Genomic DNA, 19,750 nt, shown 5'->3' with positions numbered 1-19,750 from the left:
GAGGACACACGACCCGGGGCCGCCCGCCCCGATTGGGGCCGCCCCGAGGTGCTCCGGTATGCTCCGGTGCTCGTGAGCCCGGTGATCCCGGGACCACGGATCGGGCTGTGGCGCAGCTTGGTAGCGCGCCTCGTTCGGGACGAGGAGGCCGCAGGTTCAAATCCTGTCAGCCCGACAGCAGAGGACCCGGACCCCAGGAACACCTGGGATCCGGGTCCTTCGCCGTTCTCCGGCTGTGCCGTCGTGCCACACTTGCCCGCATGAGTGGGAAGGACCGCGACAAGGAGGCCCCGAGCCTGGAGCCGCCCACCCTGTTCGGTCGCAAGCGGCGCAAGAAGGCCCCCGAACCGGCCCCGGCTCCAACCCCCGAACCAGCCCCGCCCGTCGCCGAGACGACGCGGGTCGACCTGCCGGCCACCGCACCCGACGAGACGCCCACCGCGGCCGTGCCACCCGTGCCGCCCCCGGCCGTGGTCGCCGAGCCCGAGCCGGTCACGGAGCCCGTCGCGGCACCCGAGCCCGTTGCGCCGCCCGCACCGGTCCGCCGGTCCGCGCCGGTCAGACCGCCGGCCCCCACGCCGACGCCAGAGCCGACCCCGCCGCCGCTGTTCGCCGACGAGGCCCACGCGCCGACACCGGTCCCGGCGCCCGTGCTCACCGACAGCACGACTACCGAGCCCGTGGCACCCGTCGAGCCGGAGGAGCCCCGCGCGCCGCGGGAGCCCTTCGTGACCGGGATGCCGGCGGCACTGCTCACCGGCGCGCTGGTGGGCCTGGCGACCGTCGGCCTGACCTGGCTGGGCCTGCGGGCCTGCGAGGTCGCGCGCGGCACCAGCTCGTGCGGCAACCCCGGGTTCCTGCTGCTCATCGCGATCCTCGTCGCGATGGTGCTGCTCGGCTCGGCGCTGCTGCGCACGTTCCGGGTCCCCGATCCGTCCTCGACCAGCTTCCTGGCGGTCGGCCTGCTGACCGTCCTGGTGCTGCTGTTCCTGATCGAGGTGCTCTTCAGCTGGACGATGGTGATCGTCATCCCGCTGCTCGCGGTCGGCTGCTTCGCCGCGTCGCACTGGGTCACCACGCTGGTGGCCGACGCCGGCGACGACGCCTGAGCCGGCCCCGGAGGGGCCGGCCCGGCTCAGCGAAGGGTCAGCGAGGGATCAGCGGCGGGCCGCGACGACCAGCTCGGCCAGCTGCACGGTGTTGAGCGCCGCGCCCTTGCGGAGGTTGTCGTTGGAGACGAACAGCGCGAGGCCGCGGTCGCCGTCGACGCCCGGGTCCTGCCGGATCCGACCGACGTACGACGGGTCCTGGCCGGCCGCCTGCAGCGGCGTCGGGACGTCGGTCACCTCGACGCCCGGCGCGTCGCGGAGCAGCTCGGTGGCCCGCTCGACGGTCATCGACCGCTCGAACTCGACGTTGAGCGCCAGCGAGTGCCCGGTGAAGACCGGCACCCGCACGCAGATGCCGGAGACCCGCAGGTCCGGGATGCCGAGGATCTTGCGCGACTCGTTGCGGAGCTTCTGCTCCTCGTCGGTCTCGTGGGTCCCGTCGTCGACCAGCGAGCCGGCCATCGGCAGCACGTTGTGCGCGATCGTGCGGACGTAGGTCTGCGGCTCGGGGAAGGCGACCGCCGAGCCGTCGTACGCCAGCTCACGCGCCTTCTCGCCGCCCGCGGCGACCTGGCCGGCCAGCTCCTCCACGCCGGCGACGCCGGAGCCGGAGACGGCCTGGTAGGTCGAGGCGATCATCCGCACCAGCCCGGCCTCGTCGTGCAGCGGCTTGAGCACCGGCATCGCGGCCATCGTCGTGCAGTTGGGGTTGGCGATGATGCCGCGCCCGGCCTCGATCACCGGCTGCATCGCCTCGGGGTTGACCTCGGAGACGACGAGCGGGATCGCGGGGTCCTTGCGGAAGGCCGAGGAGTTGTCGACGACGATCACGCCGGCGTCGACGAACTTCTGCGCCAGGTTGCGCGAGGTGGTCGCCCCGGCGGAGAACAGCGCGATGTCGAGCCCGGACGGGTCGGCGGTCGAGGCGTCCTCGACGGTCACCTCGCCACCCGCGAACGGCAGCACGGTGCCGGCCGAGCGCGCGGAGGCGAAGAACCGGACCTCGTCGGCGGGGAACGCCCGTTCCTCGAGGATCTGCCGCATCGCGACGCCGACCTGGCCGGTGGCGCCGACGATGCCGATGCGCACGCCGCTCATCGGCCGGTACCGCCGTAGACCACGGCCTCGACCTCGTCGGCGTCCAGGTCGAACGCCGTGTGCGTGGCGCGCACGGCGTCGTCGACCTCCGCCTCGTCGACGATCACCGAGATCCGGATCTCCGAGGTCGAGATCATCTCGATGTTGACCCCGGCGGAGGCGAGCGAGGCGAAGAACTTCGCGGTGATGCCCGGGTGCGAGCGCATCCCGGCACCGATCAGCGAGACCTTGCCGATCTGGTCGTCGTAGAGCAGCTTGTCGTAGCCGACCTCGTCCTGGATCCGCGCGAGCGCACCCATCGCGGCCTGGCCGTCGGTGCGCGGCAGCGTGAAGGAGATGTCGGTGAGGGCGGTCGCGGCGGCGGAGACGTTCTGCACCACCATGTCGATGTTGACCTCGGTCGCGGCGAGCGTCTCGAAGATCCGCGCCGCCTCGCCCACCTTGTCGGGCACGCCGACCACGGTGATCTTGGCCTCGCTGCGGTCGTGCGCGACGCCGGAGATGATCGCCTGCTCCATGGGCTCTTCTCCCTCTCGGGGCTCGGGGATGATCCAGGTCCCCTCCTTGGTGGAGAAGGAGGAGCGGACGTGAATCGGCATGTTGTAGCGGCGTGCGTACTCCACGCACCGCAGGTGGAGGATCTTCGCGCCTGAGGCGGCCATCTCGAGCATCTCCTCGGTGGAGACGCGGTCGAGCTTGCGCGCGGCGGGGACGATCCGGGGGTCGGCCGTGAAGACGCCGTCGACGTCGCTGTAGATCTCGCACACGTCCGCACCCAGCGCCGCGGCGAGCGCGACGGCGGTGGTGTCGGAGGCGCCGCGACCCAGGGTCGTGACGTCCTTGGTGTCCTGCGAGACGCCCTGGAAGCCCGCGACGATCGCGATCGCCCCGTCGCGGACCGCGGCCTCGATGCGGCCCGGCGTGATGTCGATGATCTTGGCCTTGCCGTGGGCCGAGTCGGTGATCACGCCGGCCTGCGAGCCGGTGAAGGACTGCGCCTTGTGGCCCAGCTGCGCGATCGCCATCGCGACCAGCGCCATCGAGATGCGCTCGCCGGCGGTCAGCAGCATGTCCATCTCGCGCGGGGGCGGCAGCGGGGAGACCTGCTCGGCGAGGTCACGCAGCTCGTCGGTGGTGTCCCCCATGGCGGAGACCACGACGACCACGTCGTTCCCGGCCTTGCGGGTGTTCACGATGCGCTGGGCGACCCGTTTGATGCCGGCGGCGTCGGCCACCGACGATCCGCCGTACTTCTGCACGACAATGCCCACGACGACGTCCTCGGGTTGGGGGAAGGAAGGCCGCGCCCGAGTCTACCGAGGTGCGGGACCGCCCCCGCCGAGCATCTCATCCGCCACGGCCAGCACGTCGTCCTCGCCGGGCACCTCGTGGTCGAGCCGGTCGTGGGAGACCACCGAGAGCAGCGCGTTCAGCGCGGCGCCGGCGAGGTTGCCCCACGAGGAGACGTAGGAGAACTGCCACCACCACAGCGCCTCCTCGGTGTTGCCCTGGCGGAAGTGGCGCAGGCCCGTCTCGAGCTCGCTGGCGATGCTGGTCAGGTCGTCGGAGAGCTGGCTCTCGACCACCTCGGGCGCGTAGGGGTCGAAGACCAGGCTGTAGGTGTCGACCGGCTCGAGGATCGCGGCGAGCCGCATCCGCATCGGGTCGAGGTCGGTCTCGGGGCCGATGTCGGGCTGGTACTCCGCCCGCGGCGTGAAGTCGCGCTGCGCACCCAGCCGGGCGCCGGCGAGCAGCACCTGGCTGATCTCCAGCAGCAGCAGGCTGATCGCCCGGCCGCCGCCGCCGGTGTCGCGGGAGATCTCCCGCAGCGCCAGCAGGAAGCTGGCCGCGGAGTCGGCGACCTGCTGGGCCAGCTCCTGGGTGCCGGTGTCGACGCGGGCCACCGCCTCGGCCGCACCCGGCAGGGGGCGGGCCAGCTCGGCCAGCGCCTTGTCGACGTCGATGGGGTGCTCGTCCATCGGCGGCAGGGCGCCGGCCAGGACCGCCTGCTCGAGCAGGGTCGTGGGGTCGAGGTCGCCGGAGATCGGCCCCGGGTGCTGCTGCTGGTCAGTCATCTGCGCTCCGCCTTCCCGCGAATGCCCGGCCGAGGGTCACCTCGTCGGCGTACTCAAGGTCCCCACCCACCGGCAGTCCACTCGCCAACCGCGTCACGCGCAACCCGAGCGGCTTCAACATCCGCGTGAGGTACGTCGCGGTCGCCTCGCCCTCGAGGTTCGGGTCGGTCGCGAGGATCGTCTCGGTGATCGCCCCGTCGGCCAGCCGCTGCATCAGCTCACGGATGCGCAGCTGGTCGGGCCCGATGCCGTCGATGGGCGAGATCGCCCCGCCGAGCACGTGGTAGCGGCCGCGGAACTCGCGGGTCCGCTCGATCGCCACCACGTCCTTGTACTCCTCGACCACGCACAGCACCGTGGGGTCGCGCCGCGGGTCGCGGCAGATCCGGCACTGCTCGTCCTCGGAGACGTTGAAGCAGGTCGAGCAGAACTTCACCCGCGCCTTGACCTGGACCAGCACGTCCGCCAACCGCCGCACGTCGACCGGGTCGGCCTGCAGCAGGTGGAAGGCGATCCGCTGCGCGCTCTTGGGACCCACGCCCGGCAGCCGGCCGAGCTCGTCGATCAGGTCCTGGACGACACCTTCGTACAAGGAGGGTCGTCCCCTAGAAGCCGAGCTGGCCCAGCGGGCCGCCCTCGCCGGGGCCGCCCGCACCGCCGCCGGCCAGCGGGCCGAGGGCCTCGCCGGCGACGGCGTCGGCCTGCGCCTTCGCGTCGCGGTACGCCGCCACGACCAGGTCGCCGAGGTCCGCGAGGCTGTCCGCGTCGTCACCGTCGACGGTGCCCGGCGTGACCGTCACCTTGGTCAGGTCGCCCACGCCGTTGACCTCGACGGTCACCGCGCCGCCGGCGACCGAGCCCTGCACGGTCGTCTCGGCCAGCCGCTGCTGGGCAGCCTGCAGCTGCTCCTGCATCTGCTGGGCCTGCTGGAGCAGGGCGTTCATGTCGAGACCGCCGCCGCCGAGGGCGTCGAAGGGGTTCTGGCTCATGGGGGGTCCTCCGCTGGGTGGGTGGTGCGGGTGTGGCCTGTGCTCGGGGGCCCTCCTGCGAGGACCCCGGCCAGTCTGTCCGGTGGGTGGGCGGGGCCGTGCAGCCCCGAGGTCGGGCCGGCGCTGCCGGCCTACTGGTGCGGGATCTCCTCGATGATCCGCGCACCGAGCTCGCGCTCGAGCAGGTCGGCGCCGGCGAGCCCGTCGGCGTCGGCGTCCGGGTCGTCAGGGTGGGCGTCCGCGTCCGGGTCGTGCCGCTCGCCCTCGGGCGGACCGGGCTGCTCCGGCCCACCCGTGCGGGTCTGCTGGATGCGGGCGCGGGCCGCCGCGATCGACTGCGGGTCGGCGGTCGGCCGGGCCGGCGGCGCCTGCTGCTCCGGCTGCTGGCCCTGCTGGCCCGGCTGCTGGTCCTGCTGCCCCTGGGGAGCGGCGTCGTCCGGCGGGAGGTCGGCCCACGCCGGCGGGCCGTCCTGCCCGGGCGGCGGGCCCTCGCGGAACGGCGGCTCCGGCTGCGCCCCGGGCTGCACCGCGGGCGCGGTCGACTGGCCCGGCTGGGCCCACGGAGCGGGGTCCGCGCCGGGGGCCGGACCGGCCGCGGGCGGCGGCGGGGGTGCGTCGGCCCGGGCGCCGGGGTCGACGATGGTCTCGATGCGCCAGTCGGCGCCGACGACGTCGATCGCGGCCTGGCGCACGATCTCGGCGCTCCCGCCGTTGTCGAAGGAGTCGCGAGCGCCGGCGTTGGTGAAGCCCAGCGTCAGCGTCCTCGCGTCGACCGCCACCACCTGGGCGTGCTGGGTCAGGTGGATCCAGGTGACCCGGCGCCGCAGCTTGGTCGCCTCCACGATGTCGGGCCACAGCCGGCGCACGTCGACCAGCGTGAGCCCGCCGGGCTCGGCCGGCGCCTGCGCCGCGGGCTGGGCCGCGGGCTGGGCCGCGGGCTGGGTCGCCGACGGGGCCGGTGCCGGGGACGGCGTCTCAGCAGGCGGGGTCGGAGCGGGCGGGGTCGACGCAGCAGGGGCAGGGGGTTGGGCGGGGGCGACCTGCTCCGGTGCCGCGGGACGCTCGGCGGCGGGCGCCTCGGGCGCGGGGGCCTGCGCAGCGGCGGATGCAGCGGCGGGTGCCGACGGCGCGGCCGCGTCGTCCGGGGGCAGCGAGATCGTGGTGGCGGGCGCGACGTGCGGCACCGGTCGGACCGGCGTGACCGGCTCGGGCTCGTGGGCGAGCGGCGCGGGACGGTCCTGGGCAGGCGCGACCGGGGCGGCCGGCGCGGCTGCGGCGGCCGACGGCGTACCGCTGATGGAGACGCGCTTCTCCAGCCGGTCCAGCCGGGCCGCGAGGCCCTCGACACCGTGGTCGGCGCCCGGCAGCAGCACACGCGCGCAGATGAGCTCGAGCAGCAGGCGGGGAGCGGTGGCGCCCCGCATCTCGGTCAGGCCGGTGGCCACGATGTCGGCGGCCCGGCTCAGGTCGTGGGCGCCGAACCGCGCAGCCTGCGCCACCAACCGCTCGGCCTGGTCCTCGGAGACGTCGATCAGGCCGGTCGCCGGCGCGTCGGGGACGGCGGCGACGATGACGAGGTCGCGCAGCCGACGCAGCAGGTCCTCGGTGAAGCGGCGCGGGTCCTGGCCGGTCTCGATGACCTTGTCGACCACGCCGAAGACCGCCGAGCCGTCGCCGGCGGCGAACGCGTCGACGACCTCGTCGAGCAGCGTGTCGGGGGTGTAGCCGAGCAGCCCGGTCGCGAGCTGGTGGGTCACTCCCCCGGGGCCGGCCCCGCCGAGCAGCTGGTCGAGGACCGAGAGCGTGTCGCGCGCCGAGCCCGCGCCCGCCCGCACGACCAGCGGCAGCGCCGCCGGCTCGATGGCGACGCCCTCCTTCTCGCACAGCTCGGAGAGGTACGACGACAGCAGCCGCGGCGGGATCAGCCGGAAGGGGTAGTGGTGCGTGCGCGAGCGGATCGTCGGCAGCACCTTGTCCGGCTCGGTGGTGGCGAAGATGAACCGCAGGTGGGGCGGCGGCTCCTCGACCAGCTTCAGCAGGGCGTTGAAGCCCTGCGTGGTCACCATGTGCGCCTCGTCGATGATGTAGACCTTGTAGCGGCTGCGCACCGGCGCGAAGAACGCCTTCTCCCGCAGGTCGCGCGCGTCGTCGACACCGCCGTGGGAGGCCGCGTCGATCTCGATGACGTCGATCGAGCCGGGCCCGCCGCGCGCCAGGTCGCGGCAGCTGTCGCACACCCCGCACGGGTCGGCGACCGGCGCCGCCTCGCAGTTCAGCGCGCGCGCCAGGATGCGGGCGGAGGTGGTCTTGCCGCAGCCACGCGGCCCGGAGAACAGGTAGGCGTGGTTCACCCGGTTGTTGGCCAGGGCAGCACGGAGCGGCTCGGTGACGTGGTCCTGGCCGATGACCTCACGGAACGTCTCCGGCCGGTAGCGGCGGTACAGCGCGAGGGGTGACTCCACGCCAGAACACTAACCACCGGCACCGACAGCCGGACAGGGCGGCGGGGAGGGCCTCGGCCGGGGGCACGCGACGCGGCCCTGGAGACGCAAAGGCCCCCCGTGCACCCGGAAGAGCCCACTTGCCCTTGCTGCCTTCCGGCCCTGGGGGATTGGGTGAGGTACCGCCGCACGGGGGGTTGCCCCAGAGTCTAGGCGAGCCCGTCCCGGGCACCAACACCACCCGGCCTCCCCCGAGCGGGGAGCGATTTCACCGGCGTCGCAGGTGACCGGTACGCTCCTGCGCGGAGGATTCGCCTAGTGGCCTATGGCGCTCGCTTGGAAAGCGGGTTGGGTTAACAGCCCTCAGGGGTTCGAATCCCCTATCCTCCGCCACCGGACGGCGTCGCACCTCGAGTGCGGCGCCGTTCGTCGTTCCCGGACCCAGGCCCTCAGCGGCGACGGCGGGCCAGGACGGGGCGCAGCACGAGCGCGAGGAGCAGCGCGCCGCCGCCGACGAGCCCCCACCACACGGACCGGTCACGGGCACCGGCCAGCAGGTCGGCCTCCGGGGGCGGGGCGGTCGCCCGCTCGACGGAGCGGTCCTCGACCGAGGCGGCGACGAGGGTGCCGTCCTCGCGCGGCCGCAGCGGCCGGGTCAGGGCCTCGAGCGGCTGCACGACGCCGGCGCCGGTCTGCTTGTTGCGTTGCCCGCCGCTGGCGCTCGCGGTGGCGATCAGCCGCGCCACCACCTGGTCAGCGGTCTCGCCGGGGAAGTGCGAGCGCAGCATCGCCACCACCCCGCTGACCACCGCCGCGGCCCACGAGGTCGCGACGCCGGGCACGCCGCACGAGCCGCCGTCGAGCCCGTAGGAGATCAGGCCGACCGTCGGCACGGCCACGTCGATGTCGCTGCTCTGCAGCACCTGGGCCGTGGCGTCGCCGGCACCGGTCCCGTCGGCGGTCGAGCTCACCGCCACCACGCCGTCGTACGCCGCCGGCCAGACGAACCCGGCCGCGTCCTCGCCGGGCTTCGCCTCGGCCGTGCCCTCCTCGTCGGGGTCCGGGCCGAACTCCTCGTACAACGGGTCGGTCTCGAGAGTGGGCCGGTTGCCGCTGGCAGCGACGACCACGACGTCGGCCCGGGCCAGCCGCTTCAGCACCTTCTTCAGCGGGGCGTACTCCCCCACCGCGAGCGAGACGTTCACGACGCCGATGTCGAGGCGGCGGGCGTTGTCGGCGACCCACTGCAGGCCGGCGACCAGGTTGGCCGGCTGCACCGGGTCCCCGTCGTCGCCGCCCTCGGCGGAGTCGTAGATGCGGACGTCGACGACCTCGGCGGCCGGCGCGATGCCGACCAGCCGCGTGGCGGCACCCTCGGCGTCGCCGGAGCCGGCGGGCCCGACCGGGGAGCCCCGGGTGCCCGTGTCGGCCACGCCCTCGACGGTCCGCGGGGAGCCGGCGACGATGCCGGCGACGATCGTGCCGTGCGCCTCGCCGACCTCGCGCCGGCTGCTGATCTGCGGCGGCTTCTCCGCGATGACGGGGACCGCCGGGCCGGCGGACCGCGGCGCCACGCCGGAGTCGACGACGGCGACCCGGACGCCCTGCCCGGGCTCCTCGCGGCGGGCGGCGAGCCAGGCGTGGGCCTCCTCGATCCCCAGCAGCTCCAGCGGCAGGCTCGGGTCGGTCGAGGCCGACGGCGCCGGGGCGTCGGCCTGGGTGGAGGTGCAGTCGACGGTCTCAGCGGCCCGCGCCGTGCCAATCGGGGTCAGCACGAGCGTCGCGACGACCGGGGCGAGGGCACCGGCGGCGAGGGCGCGGCTCACTCGCACGTCGTGCTCCGGCCGGGCTGCTCCGGCGGGCAGAGCGCGGCGTCGACCGACAGAGGCACGCCCTCGGCGAACAGCTCGACCCAGCTGTCGGGCACGACGGGCGCCTCCACGTCGGCGTACCCGAGCCGCTCCGCGACCTCCGCACCGACCAGCGCGTAGGCGACGCCCTTGGCGTCGACGAGGTACGGCGTGCCGACCTCGCGGCCGTCCCAGCTGCCGCTCAGCGCGTAGGCGCCGCGGCCGGAGTCGACCGAGCGCTCGACCGAGGTGGGGGCGACCTCGCGACCGACCGCGGAGGCCTCGGGGCTCGGGTCGGTGCCGAGCCGGACCACGGGCGCGGCGTCCGGGGAGAGGTCGAGGACGGCGCAGTGCTCGCCGTCGACGCGCTGCAGCGCGTCCGCCGGCCAGCTCGCCCGCTCGTACGCCGGCACCTCCTGGCGCAGCTGCGGGTCGCCCTCGGGCCGGAGGGTGCGCGGCTCGTAGCCGGCGGGCTTCTCGACGCTGGCGTAGACCGCCGCCGCGAACGGCGTGAGGCTCACGGGGGCCTGCTTGGTCACCAGCAGCTCGATGCCGGCGGACTGGTAGCGGTCGCCGACCCGCGCGTCGGCGGGCAGGCCGTCCTGCCCCGCCACGTCGGAGCGCTGGCCGAAGCCCTCGAGGCCGAAGGCGGCGAAGCTGAGCGCGCCGCCCGAGGGGAAGAGTGCCAGCCAGCGCTCCGGCACCTCGACGGCCTCCTCGAGGATCGGCAGGCCGAGCTGCTCGAGCAGCAGGTCCACCGAGCCGCGGTCGGGCAGCAGGTAGCTGTAGGCGCGGGTCTGGCCGGCCGCGTCGGGCTTCGCCGACTCCGCCACGAGGTAGACGCGGCCGCGGGAGCGCACGAGCATGCCGGCCCCGGTCAGCTCGCGGACCTCGGGCTGCTCCGAGACGTCGACGGCGACCCCGGCGCCGCCGGCCGTGCAGGCCGTCCAGCCCGACTCCAGCAGCAGGCCGGGGTCGGGGACGGTCGCGGGGGCGCTGAGGATGCCGATGTCCTCGCCGATGGTGTGCTTGTCGATCTCCGACTGCTTGACCACGTTGGGGTCGAGGTCGGAGCCGAGGATCAGCTGGGCGGAGGTCACGTTGATGACCGGGCGCAGCACCGGGTCGTCGCCCCCGTCGAGGATGACGTACGCCGCCCCGCGCTCCTTGGAGACCACGAGCCCACCGTCGGTCCAGTCGCTCGGGGCGCGCGGGCTGAGGATCGAGGCGATCGCGGCGCCGGCGACCAGGAGCACGGCCAGCGCGACGCCGCCGACGACGGTGCGGCCGGGGCGGGTGGGCTCGACCTCGCGGCCGCCCGGGGCGCCGGAGACGAATGCGGTGACGAGGCGGCGGCGGCTGAAGGCGTGCGCCTCGACGAGGTCCTTCTTGGTGGCCATCGGCGACTAGCCCCGCACGGCCGCGAAGACGCCGGTCGCGAGGACCGTGAGCGGGAGCAGCGAGAGCAGGCAGATCGACTCGGCGAGGTCGCCGAGCCGGCCGCGGCGCAGCGAGGGGGTGGCCGGCAGCAGGGTGGCCGCGAGCAGCACGGCGCCGGTGGCGGCCAGGACGACCGCGCCGACGGGGCGCCAGTCGGGGTGGATCCACAGCACGGCGATCGAGACCGAGACCAGGCCGGCGATGCCCGAGACGAGCCCGACGAGCACCTCCGAGCCGGTGCGGTACTGCCGGGTGCGGAGCATGACCACGATGCTGGCGACGACGGCCAGCAGGGTGCCGGAGAGGCCGAGCGCCACGGCGAGCGGCGCGATGATGACCAGCAGCAGGCCGACGGTCGCAGAGATGCCGAGCAGGATCTCGTGGGCGACGCGGGCGTCGGACTGGACGCGGGTGGGGTCGATGTCGTCGGGGTCGGCGGTGATGTCGGCGACGGTGTAGAGCTGCTCGACGCTCGTCCCGGTGGCGCCGAGCGCCAGCCACGGGAAGACGGAGCCGGCGAGCACGACCAGCACGAGCGTGGTGGTCAGCACGACCCGGTGGTCGACGTCGACGCCGTTCATCACCAGGCCGGTGGCCAGGAGCACGGCCCCCACCACGACGGGCGGGGAGACCAGCGTGCGGCCCTCGCCGAGACCCACCAGGGCGACCAGGCCGGCGAGCAGCGCGCCGCCACCGGCGGCGGCCATCGGCAGGCCGAAGAGGTAGTCGTCGGTGACCAGCATCAGGCCGGCCACGGCGGCGTACGCCGAGCCCATCCACGCGACGGCGACCGCGGCCTCGGGCTCGTCCTGGGCCCGGGAGAGCACGATCGCGCCGGCCACGAGCGCGACGGCGACGGTCGCCGCCGCCACCCCGGCCAGCAGCGAGCCGCGCTGGATGAGCAGGGCCACGGCGCCGAGCGCCATCAGCAGGCCGGCGGCAGCGAGCGCCGTGCGTCGCCCGGAGGCGGGCTCCCACGGCTTGAGGTCGCGCTCGACGACGTCGGTCATCGCCTCGACGACGTCGTCGTAGACCCGCGGCGGCTCGTCGTCGACGCCGGCGGAGACGGTCAGCAGGCCGCCGTCCTCGATGCCCTGGAGGGTCAGGCCGGCGTCGCCGGCGAGCTCGCGACCCTCGGCGGTGACGACGCGGTAGCCGCCGTAGACCGTGGCCGGGTCGAGCAGGCCGACGCTGCGGGCGAGCTCGGGCAGCAGCTCGGCCACCGGCACCGCGCCGGGGAGCACCAGGTCGACCCGCCGGGTGCCCGAGGCCACCGTCACCCGGACCAGTCCGGACGTGCTGGTGGGCGCCTGGCTCATCGTGTCTCCTCGCGGGGGTGTCGCCGGTCGGCCGGCTGGAGCCTAGCGCCGGCGCGAGTCCTCGAAGGGGCCGACGCCACCGCGCCGACCCCTTCGAGGTGTGTTGCTCCGTGCTGGGTGCTGCTCAGCCGCCGAAGGCAGCCGCGCCGCGCTTGTCGGCGGCGGCGTAGTCGGCGTTGGACTGGCTGACCGCTGCGCTGGTCTCCTGGAGGAGGTTGCGCATCTCCTGGATCGCGTTGTCCCACTTGCTCTTGGCGACGTGGTAGGCCTGCTGGGCCTGGCCGTCCCAGTCGCTGCGGAGCGGCGCGAGCTCGCTCTCGAGGCGGTTGAGGCGGTCGTCGATGTTCTTCACGGCCTGCATGAGGTCCGCCGCAGCGGTGTCCAGGCCTGCGTGGTTGACGCGGATGCCGTCGAGGTTCATGTCTCTTCTCTCTCCCTAGGTCCTGGTGCTCACTGCAGGCGGCTGGTGAGGCGGGACATCCCGCCGCCGCTCTCCTGGTCGGTGTTGACGTTGAGCTGCTCGGTCGAGGTGAGCGAGGCCGAGAAGTCATCGAGCGCGTTGACGATGGTGCGCTGCTTCTCGCTCCAGGTCTGGTGGAGGGTGAAGAAGGCCCGACCGCCCTCGCCGACCCACTTGCCCTGCAGCGCGCTGAGCTGGTCGCTCAGCTGGCCGGCGAGGTTCATGAAGTCGCCGCGTGCGTCCGAGACCATCCCGGCGGCGCGGCTGAGTGTTGCTTCTCCCTGTCCGAAGTTGCCCTGCGACATGTCGCTTCTCCTCACGTGGTCAGCGGCAGTCGCCGCCGTTCGGTTGTTCCCCGAGCTCCAGAACGACGTCCCGGTTGCTGCTCGTCAGGTCTGGGGGCCCTCCCGGTCACCCGGTCGGACAGGCAACGGTCTACCCGGGCGATCACCCCCTAAACCTCAGAACGTCCTTTCCCACAGGACGCGGAACAGGCCGACCGCCACGACGACCGACGCCACCGCGAACGACCCGCAGATCCCCTCGAGGATCTCCGCGCGGCGCGACCACCAGGCCGAGCGCCAGCCCCGACCGGTCGCCACGGCGACCACGACGAGCAGCACCGCGAGCAGCACCGCGCCGACCGCGACGGTCGAGCCCCAGCCGCCGCCGAGGTGGTCGAGCAGGTGGACGAGCAGCGCCACCTCGCACGCCAGCCCGGCGGCGCGGAGCAGGCTGCGAGCGGCGACGTGGCGGTAGCTGCGGGCGGCCAGCAGCAGGCTGACGCCGGAGGCGCCGACCATCACGCGCGCGCCTATGAGGTCCAGCGACGCGGTCGCGGTGGCCAGCAGCAGCGGCGCCGAGACGGCCGCGACGGCGAGCACCGCCACCGAGGCGGAGGTGATGACGCGCGCTCCGCGCGCGGCCACCTCGGCCACGGCGTGCGGGCGGACGATCGTGCGGCCGCGGCGGCCCCGGGGCTGCTCGCGCGCCGACCAGGCCGTGACGGCGAGCCGCTCGAGATCGACGAGCAGCTGGTCGGGCACGTCGATCGCCCACCCCGGCACCAGGCGCGCGGCGAGGACGACGCTGAGGAGCAGCACCGCCCACACGACCTGCTCCGGGAAGCCGACGAGCGCGGCCAGCACGCTGACCGCGAAGACCGACGTCCCGACCAGCATCCACGTCCGCAGCGCCTCCTCCGAGCGCCGGTCGAGCGCCCGGGCGACCGCGGCCGCGACCGCGGCGACCAGCGCGCTGGTGCCGACGACGGTGGGCAGCCGCTCGGGTGCGGGGTCCCAGAGCACGGCGAACGCCGCGGCGCCGGCGAACGCGGGCGCGGTCACCACCCGGTGGGCGGCGAACCGGCCGACGGGCAGCGCGGCGAGGACGGCGGCGAGGGCGAGCAGGGCGGTGGCGACGTCGCGCTGGTCGCCCGGCCCGGCCTGGGCGGCGAACCACCCGGCGAGCCCGGCGGCCGCGGAGGCCACGCAGCACCACAGCACCGACAACGGCCCCGGCTCGGCCCGCGCCGCCGCGGCGCCCGAGCGGGAGCGGGCGCCGTCGGCCGGGGTGGCCGGGGCGTCCCCGGGCAGCAGCGCGACGAGCACGGTGCCGGCGTCGACCCCGACGTCGGCGAGCACCGCGTCCGGCCCGAGCGCGGCGCCGGTGGCGCGGGCCAGCGTCGGCACCGCGGCCAGGCCGGCCTGCTCGGCGTACGCCGCCGCGACGTCGCGCGCGGTCGCCTCGGCCGGGACGACCAGGTCGACGACGCCGGCGCTGCCGTGCACGCTGAGCGCGAGCACGTCGGTGGTGCCCCCGGCCATCGGTCCTCCAGGTGACGGTGCTGTGACAGTGCCTCGGCGTGTGCGCCCGGTGGCCAGGAGGGTAGCCGGGTCGGTGGTGGGCCCGCGGCCCCCTGCCTATCATCGAGCGACCGCGAGCAGGGTTGGACGGCACCGGGCAGGGCACGATGCGCCGGAGCCGTCCCACGGCGGCTCGTCCGCGGGCATGGGGACCACGGGGACACGGACACGGCCTGGCCGACGGCCACACAAGGAGCCTGGGTGTGAGTACGACGCTTCGCGGGGCACGCGCCGACGAGCCGGAGATGCCCTCCGGCCAGCTCGTGCTCCAGCCCCCGCCGCAGATCGAGCAGCACGAGGGCGCGGCCGGCGTGCTGATGAACGCCATCCCGATGCTCGGCAGCCTCGGCTCGATCGTCCTGGTGGCCACGATGGCCAACCAGAGCGGCAACTCCAGCCGCAGCTTCATCGCCGCGGGCATGTTCCTCTTCGCGACGATCGGCTTCATCGTCGTCCAGATCGACCGGCAGCGGAAGCAGCGCACCCAGCAGGTCACCGGCTCGCGCACGGAGTACCTCCGCTACCTCGCCACCGTGCGCAAGCTGGCCCGCGAGTCCGCCGACCAGCAGCGCCGCGCGCTGGCCTGGCACCACCCCGAGCCGTCCGCGCTGCCCGCCATCGCCGAGGAGCGCTCCCGGGTGTGGGAGCGCGGCTCGGGCGACGCCCGGTTCCTCCAGGTGCGCTACGGCACCTGCGCGCAGCCGCTGGCCGTCGAGCTCGTGCCGCCGGAGAGCGCGCCGATCGACCAGGTCGACCCGGCCGCGGCGTCCGCCCTGCACCGGCTGCTCGTCGTGCACCGCCTCCAGCCCGACCTGCCGGCGTCGGTGGACCTGCGGGCCTTCGACCGCATCGAGGTCTGCGGCCCCGAGGACCCCTCGCGCTCGCTGGCCCGCGCGATGATCTGCGAGGCGGCGACCTTCCACTCCCCCGAGCACCTCGTCGTCGCCGTGCTCGCCTCCGAGCAGAACCTCGCCCACTGGGACTGGGTCAAGTGGCTGCCGCACGCCCAGAGCGCCCACCAGTCCGACGCGGTCGGCCCGATGCGGATGGTCACCACCAACCTCGCCGACCTCGCGGCGCTGCTGCCGCCCGACCTGGCCGACCGGCCCCGCTTCGGCGCCGACGAGCGCCCGGCGAGCCCGCACATCCTGCTCGTCGTCGACGGCGGCGAGCTGCCGCCGGGCAACCACGTCGTGCCGCCCGACGGCCTGCACGGCATGACGATCCTCGACCTGCCGGCCCGCTGGGACGAGCTCGAGGACGCCACCCGGCTGCGGATCCAGGTGGACGGCCGCCCGACCCGCGACGGCCGCCCGTCGGTGCTGGCGCTGCGGCTGCGCGAGGAGCCGATCCCCGCCAAGGCCGACCAGTGCGACCTGGCCACCGCCGAGGCCTGCGCCCGCCGGCTGACCCCGCTGCACACCGTCTCCTCGGGCGTGGTCGAGCAGCCGAGCGGCGGCGAGATCACCGGCCCCAGCGACTTCATGGACCTGCTGGGCCTGGGCGACGTACGCCGCTTCGAGCCGACCGCCGCCTGGCGCCCGCGGCCCGCGCGCGACCGGCTGCGCGTGCCGATCGGCCTCGGCGAGGGCGGGTCGATGGTCCACCTCGACATCAAGGAGTCCGCCCAGCAGGGCATGGGCCCCCACGGCCTGGTCATCGGCGCGACCGGCTCGGGCAAGTCGGAGTTCCTCCGCACGCTCGTGCTCGGCCTCGCGATGACCCACAGCCCCGAGCAGCTGAACATGGTGCTCGTCGACTTCAAGGGTGGCGCGACCTTCGCCGGGATGAGCGAGATGCCGCACGTCTCGGCGGTCATCACCAACCTCGAGAACGAGCTCACCCTCGTCGACCGCATGCAGGACGCCCTGTCGGGTGAGATGGTGCGCCGCCAGGAGCTGCTGCGCGACGCCGGCAACTACGCGTCGGTCCGCGACTACGAGAAGGCCCGCAGCGCCGGCGAGGACCTCGACCCGCTGCCGTCGCTGTTCATCGTGGTCGACGAGTTCTCCGAGATGCTCTCGGCCAAGCCGGAGTTCATCGACCTCTTCGTCGCCATCGGCCGCCTCGGCCGCTCGCTGGGGCTGCACCTGCTGCTGGCCTCGCAGCGCCTGGAGGAGGGCCGGCTGCGCGGCCTGGAGTCGCACCTGTCCTACCGGGTCGGCCTGCGCACGTTCAGCGCGCAGGAGTCCCGCGCCGTGCTCGGCGTGCCCGACGCCTACGAGCTGCCGCCCGTCCCGGGCCTGGGCTACCTCAAGCCCGACCCGACCTCGATGGTGCGGTTCAAGGCGGCGTACGTCTCCGGTCCGCCGTCGGGGCGCCAGCGGGTGCGTCGCGACGAGGGCGGCCACGTGCGCGGCATCCTGCCGTTCACCGTCGCCGAGGTGCTGACCCTCGAGGTGCCCGAGAGCGACGAGCCGGAACCGACGCCGGTCGCCGCCGAGCCGGAGAGCCAGGAGTCGCTGCTCGACATCGCGGTCTCCCACATGGTCGGCCAGGGCCCGGCGGCCCACCAGGTGTGGCTGCCGCCGCTGGACGTGCCCGACACCCTCGACGAGCTGATGGACCTCACCGAGGACCCCGACCTCGGCCTGGTCGCGCCGGCCTGGCGCGAGCTCGGCGGCCTCGTCGTGCCGCTGGGCACCGTCGACCGCCCCCGCGAGCAGCGGCGCGACACGCTGACGGTCAACCTCGGCGGGGCCGGCGGCCACGTCGCGGTCGTCGGCGGTCCGCGCTCGGGCAAGAGCACGCTGCTGCGCACGATCGTGACGAGCATGTCGCTGACGACGACGCCTCTGGAGACGCAGTTCTTCGTGCTCGACTTCGGTGGCGGCACGTTCGCCCCGATGAGCGGCCTGCCGCACGTCGCGGGCGTCGGCAGCCGCGCCGAGCCCGACGTCGTACGCCGCGTGCTGGCCGAGGTCCGCGGGATCATCGACCGCCGCGAGGCGTACTTCCGCGCCAACGGCATCGACTCCATCGAGACCTACCGCTCGCGCCGGGCCGCCGGCAGGGTCGACGACGGCTACGGCGACGTGTTCCTCGTGGTCGACGGGTGGAGCACGATCCGCGCGGACTTCGACGACCTCGAGCTGGAGATCCAGCAGCTGGCCACCCGCGGCCTGACCTTCGGCTTCCACGTGGTGGCCGGCGCGAGCCGCTGGGCGGACTTCCGCGCCGCGATGCGCGACATGTTCGGCACCCGGCTCGAGCTGCGGCTCGGCGACGCGATGGACTCCGAGATCGACCGCAAGATCGCCCAGCTGGTCCCCGCGGGCCGCCCCGGCCGCGGTCTCGTGCCCGGCAAGCTGCACTTCCTCAGCGCGCTGCCGCGCATCGACGGCACGCCCGACTCCGAGAGCCTCGGCGACGGCGTCGACGACCTGGTCAAGCGGGTCGGCGCCGCCTGGCCGGGCCCGGACGGCCCGAAGCTGCGGCTGCTGCCCGAGCGGATCGACCTCGGCGACGTGCTCCGCCTCGCCGGTGCCGACACCGGCACCGCGCCGGCGGACGTCACCGACAAGCGGATCCTGCTCGGCATCAACGAGAAGGAGCTGGCCCCGGTCGGGCTCGACCCCGACAGCGAGCCGCACCTGCTGGTCTTCGGCGACGGCCAGTCCGGCAAGAGCGCGCTGCTGCGGACCTACCTCAAGGAGGTCATGCGCACCCGCAGCCCCCAGCAGGCGCAGATCATGGTGGTCGACTACCGCCGCTCGCTGCTGGGCGAGGTGCCCGACGAGTACCTGCTGGGCTACCTCACCTCCGCGACCCAGGCGCAGCCGCAGCTCAAGGACCTCGCGACCTACCTGGAGAACCGGATCCCGGGCCCGGACGTCACCCCCGAGCAGCTGCGCAGCCGCAGCTGGTGGACCGGCGCCGAGGTCTTCGTCGTCGTCGACGACTACGACCTGGTCGCCACCCAGCAGTCCTCGCCGGTCGCCACGCTCCAGCCGCTGATGGCCCAGGCCCGCGACGTCGGCCTGCACGTCGTGGTGGCGCGGCGCTCCGGTGGTGCGTCCCGCGCGCTCTACGAGCCGGTCATCCAGTCGATGCGCGACCTGGCGATGCCCGGCCTGCTGCTCTCGGGCAGCCCGGACGAGGGCCCGCTCCTGGGCAACCTGCGGCCCCAGCCGGCCCCGCCGGGACGCGGCCGTCTCGTCACCCGCGACCGCGGCATGGACGTCGTGCAGACCGCCTGGACCGACATGGCGCTGTAGCCGAGGCCTCGGCCTCGAGCCGGGGCACGAGCCGGGCGGCCCGGGGGATCACACGTGGGTGTGGGACCCCGGGCCGCTGATCTTCAGGCTCGGCACGTCGTCCATGCTCCACGTCATCTCGTAGGTGCGGCGGTAGCCGGTGTGCGCGACCCGCCAGCCGGCCGGCGTGCGGACGTAGCGGTCGGTGTAGATCGCGGCGCCCTCCAGCACGAAGCGGAACGCCTCGACGATCACCTTGTCCTGGAGGTACCAGTGGCCGGTGGCGCTGTCGCCCTCGACCGTGATCTCGGGGTGGTGGGCCTGGTGGAGGGTGATCATCCCCTCGACGATGTTCTCGCGCATGTAGCCGGTGAGCGCGGCGCGGTCGTCGAAGACCAGCCCGTTGTAGTCGCCGGTCGCCTCCGGCACGAAGCAGTCCTCGAACTCGTCCCACTGCTTGGTGTCGAGCGTGCGGAGGTAGCGGTACTTCAGCCGGCAGATCTCGTCCACGTCGGTGCTGGTCACGCGTGCAACGTAGATCACAGGCCGGCCGGGTGTCCCGGAACCTGCTCGTAACCGCGCGTCAACCCGCCGGCGACGTACGCCGTCCACGCTGGTGCGCATCCCCGGACCGGGGCCCACCACCGCTGAGGAGGCCGTCATGGAGAACCCCATCGCGATCGACCGCACCACGTCCCGCGTGACCAGCCCGACGTTCGAGGAGCGGCTCGAGCGGATCCGGCTCCAGCGCGACGCCCTGCGGCTGCGCCACTCCCAGGCGCTGGCGCGGCTGATGGAGGAGCGCGAGGACCTGCGGGGCGTGCACGCGCTCGCCGACTTCGTCGACGATTCCCTGCGCTGGTCGGCCTGAGCCGGGCCGCGCGCCGGCCGCGCCCGGCCCGGCCCGG

The 19,750-nt window shown here is 74.4% G+C and carries 16 protein-coding genes, 2 tRNA genes and 1 other RNA gene; 5 read left to right on the top strand and 14 right to left on the bottom strand.

From position 1 onward, the window contains the following. The first annotated feature begins 101 nt into the window (after positions 1-101). Positions 102-175: transfer RNA gene (locus tag QWY29_RS08480), tRNA-Pro, on the top strand. Between the two features lie 85 nt (positions 176-260). After that, complete coding sequence (locus tag QWY29_RS08475; protein WP_300960276.1) at positions 261-1,109, top strand: hypothetical protein; 849 nt, start codon at positions 261-263, stop codon at positions 1,107-1,109. Positions 1,110-1,157: 48 nt separating this feature from the next. On the opposite strand, the gene QWY29_RS08470 is transcribed toward QWY29_RS08475, so the two are convergent. From QWY29_RS08470 to ffs, 7 genes are all read right to left on the bottom strand, one after another. Beyond that, positions 1,158-2,207: an aspartate-semialdehyde dehydrogenase gene (locus QWY29_RS08470; protein ID WP_300960275.1), complete on the bottom strand. Its 1,050-nt coding sequence runs from the start codon at positions 2,205-2,207 to the stop codon at positions 1,158-1,160. After that, positions 2,204-3,478 carry an aspartate kinase gene (locus QWY29_RS08465; RefSeq protein ID WP_300960274.1) on the bottom strand — a complete coding sequence of 425 codons (1,275 nt, stop codon included), beginning with the start codon at positions 3,476-3,478 and terminating at the stop codon, positions 2,204-2,206. The genes QWY29_RS08470 and QWY29_RS08465 overlap by 4 nt, the downstream gene beginning before the upstream one ends. Before the next feature lie 42 nt (positions 3,479-3,520). Next, complete coding sequence (locus QWY29_RS08460) at positions 3,521-4,282, bottom strand: DUF5063 domain-containing protein (RefSeq protein WP_300960273.1); 762 nt, start codon at positions 4,280-4,282, stop codon at positions 3,521-3,523. Beyond that, positions 4,275-4,874, bottom strand: a complete 600-nt coding sequence (gene recR, locus QWY29_RS08455; RefSeq protein ID WP_300960272.1) for a recombination mediator RecR — start codon at positions 4,872-4,874, stop codon at positions 4,275-4,277. Before recR ends, QWY29_RS08460 begins: the two co-directional genes overlap by 8 nt. A 13-nt stretch (positions 4,875-4,887) precedes the next feature. Continuing rightward, positions 4,888-5,271, bottom strand: a complete 384-nt coding sequence (locus QWY29_RS08450) for a YbaB/EbfC family nucleoid-associated protein (protein WP_300960271.1) — start codon at positions 5,269-5,271, stop codon at positions 4,888-4,890. A gap of 131 nt (positions 5,272-5,402) precedes the next feature. Continuing rightward, positions 5,403-7,733 (bottom strand): DNA polymerase III subunit gamma and tau, encoded by a 2,331-nt coding sequence (locus QWY29_RS08445; protein WP_300960270.1) that lies wholly within the window; start codon positions 7,731-7,733, stop codon positions 5,403-5,405. An 88-nt stretch (positions 7,734-7,821) separates the two neighbouring features. Next, positions 7,822-7,911, bottom strand: an RNA gene (gene ffs / locus QWY29_RS08440) — signal recognition particle sRNA small type. Positions 7,912-8,016: 105 nt separating this feature from the next. On the opposite strand from ffs, the gene QWY29_RS08435 reads away from it, so the two are divergent. Next, a tRNA-Ser gene (locus tag QWY29_RS08435) sits at positions 8,017-8,105 on the top strand. A gap of 56 nt (positions 8,106-8,161) precedes the next feature. On the opposite strand, the gene QWY29_RS08430 is transcribed toward QWY29_RS08435, so the two are convergent. The 6 genes from QWY29_RS08430 to QWY29_RS08405 all read right to left on the bottom strand — a co-directional run bounded on the left by QWY29_RS08430 (position 8,162) and on the right by QWY29_RS08405 (position 14,607). After that, positions 8,162-9,538: a S8 family serine peptidase gene (locus QWY29_RS08430; protein ID WP_300960269.1), complete on the bottom strand. Its 1,377-nt coding sequence runs from the start codon at positions 9,536-9,538 to the stop codon at positions 8,162-8,164. Continuing rightward, complete coding sequence (gene eccB / locus QWY29_RS08425; RefSeq protein ID WP_300960268.1) at positions 9,535-10,962, bottom strand: type VII secretion protein EccB; 1,428 nt, start codon at positions 10,960-10,962, stop codon at positions 9,535-9,537. The genes QWY29_RS08430 and eccB overlap by 4 nt, the downstream gene beginning before the upstream one ends. Before the next feature lie 6 nt (positions 10,963-10,968). Next, positions 10,969-12,321: a type VII secretion integral membrane protein EccD gene (gene eccD, locus QWY29_RS08420; RefSeq protein ID WP_300960267.1), complete on the bottom strand. Its 1,353-nt coding sequence runs from the start codon at positions 12,319-12,321 to the stop codon at positions 10,969-10,971. Positions 12,322-12,445: 124 nt separating this feature from the next. Continuing rightward, positions 12,446-12,742, bottom strand: coding sequence for a WXG100 family type VII secretion target (locus tag QWY29_RS08415; RefSeq protein WP_300960266.1), 297 nt, complete (start codon positions 12,740-12,742; stop codon positions 12,446-12,448). Between the two features lie 29 nt (positions 12,743-12,771). Continuing rightward, positions 12,772-13,086, bottom strand: coding sequence for a WXG100 family type VII secretion target (locus QWY29_RS08410; RefSeq protein ID WP_300960265.1), 315 nt, complete (start codon positions 13,084-13,086; stop codon positions 12,772-12,774). Between the two features lie 156 nt (positions 13,087-13,242). Further along, positions 13,243-14,607: a ubiquitin family protein gene (locus QWY29_RS08405; protein ID WP_300960264.1), complete on the bottom strand. Its 1,365-nt coding sequence runs from the start codon at positions 14,605-14,607 to the stop codon at positions 13,243-13,245. Between the two features lie 242 nt (positions 14,608-14,849). Between QWY29_RS08405 and eccCa the strand changes: the two genes are divergently transcribed. Next, positions 14,850-18,863 carry a type VII secretion protein EccCa gene (gene eccCa, locus QWY29_RS08400; RefSeq protein ID WP_336621834.1) on the top strand — a complete coding sequence of 1,338 codons (4,014 nt, stop codon included), beginning with the start codon at positions 14,850-14,852 and terminating at the stop codon, positions 18,861-18,863. Positions 18,864-18,911: 48 nt separating this feature from the next. Here eccCa and QWY29_RS08395 read toward each other — a convergent pair whose 3' ends face one another. Further along, positions 18,912-19,367: a nuclear transport factor 2 family protein gene (locus QWY29_RS08395; protein WP_300960263.1), complete on the bottom strand. Its 456-nt coding sequence runs from the start codon at positions 19,365-19,367 to the stop codon at positions 18,912-18,914. 136 nt (positions 19,368-19,503) lie between these two features. On the opposite strand from QWY29_RS08395, the gene QWY29_RS08390 reads away from it, so the two are divergent. Beyond that, the gene (locus QWY29_RS08390; protein WP_300960262.1) at positions 19,504-19,713 is read left to right on the top strand and encodes a hypothetical protein; all 210 of its coding nucleotides are present in this window, start codon (positions 19,504-19,506) and stop codon (positions 19,711-19,713) included. Positions 19,714-19,750: the final 37 nt, after the last annotated feature.

Origin of the sequence: Nocardioides abyssi (assembly GCF_030412915.1) — a bacterium.
GTDB lineage: Bacteria > Actinomycetota > Actinomycetes > Propionibacteriales > Nocardioidaceae > Nocardioides > Nocardioides abyssi.
This window is presented reverse-complemented; position numbering and strand designations above follow the sequence as displayed.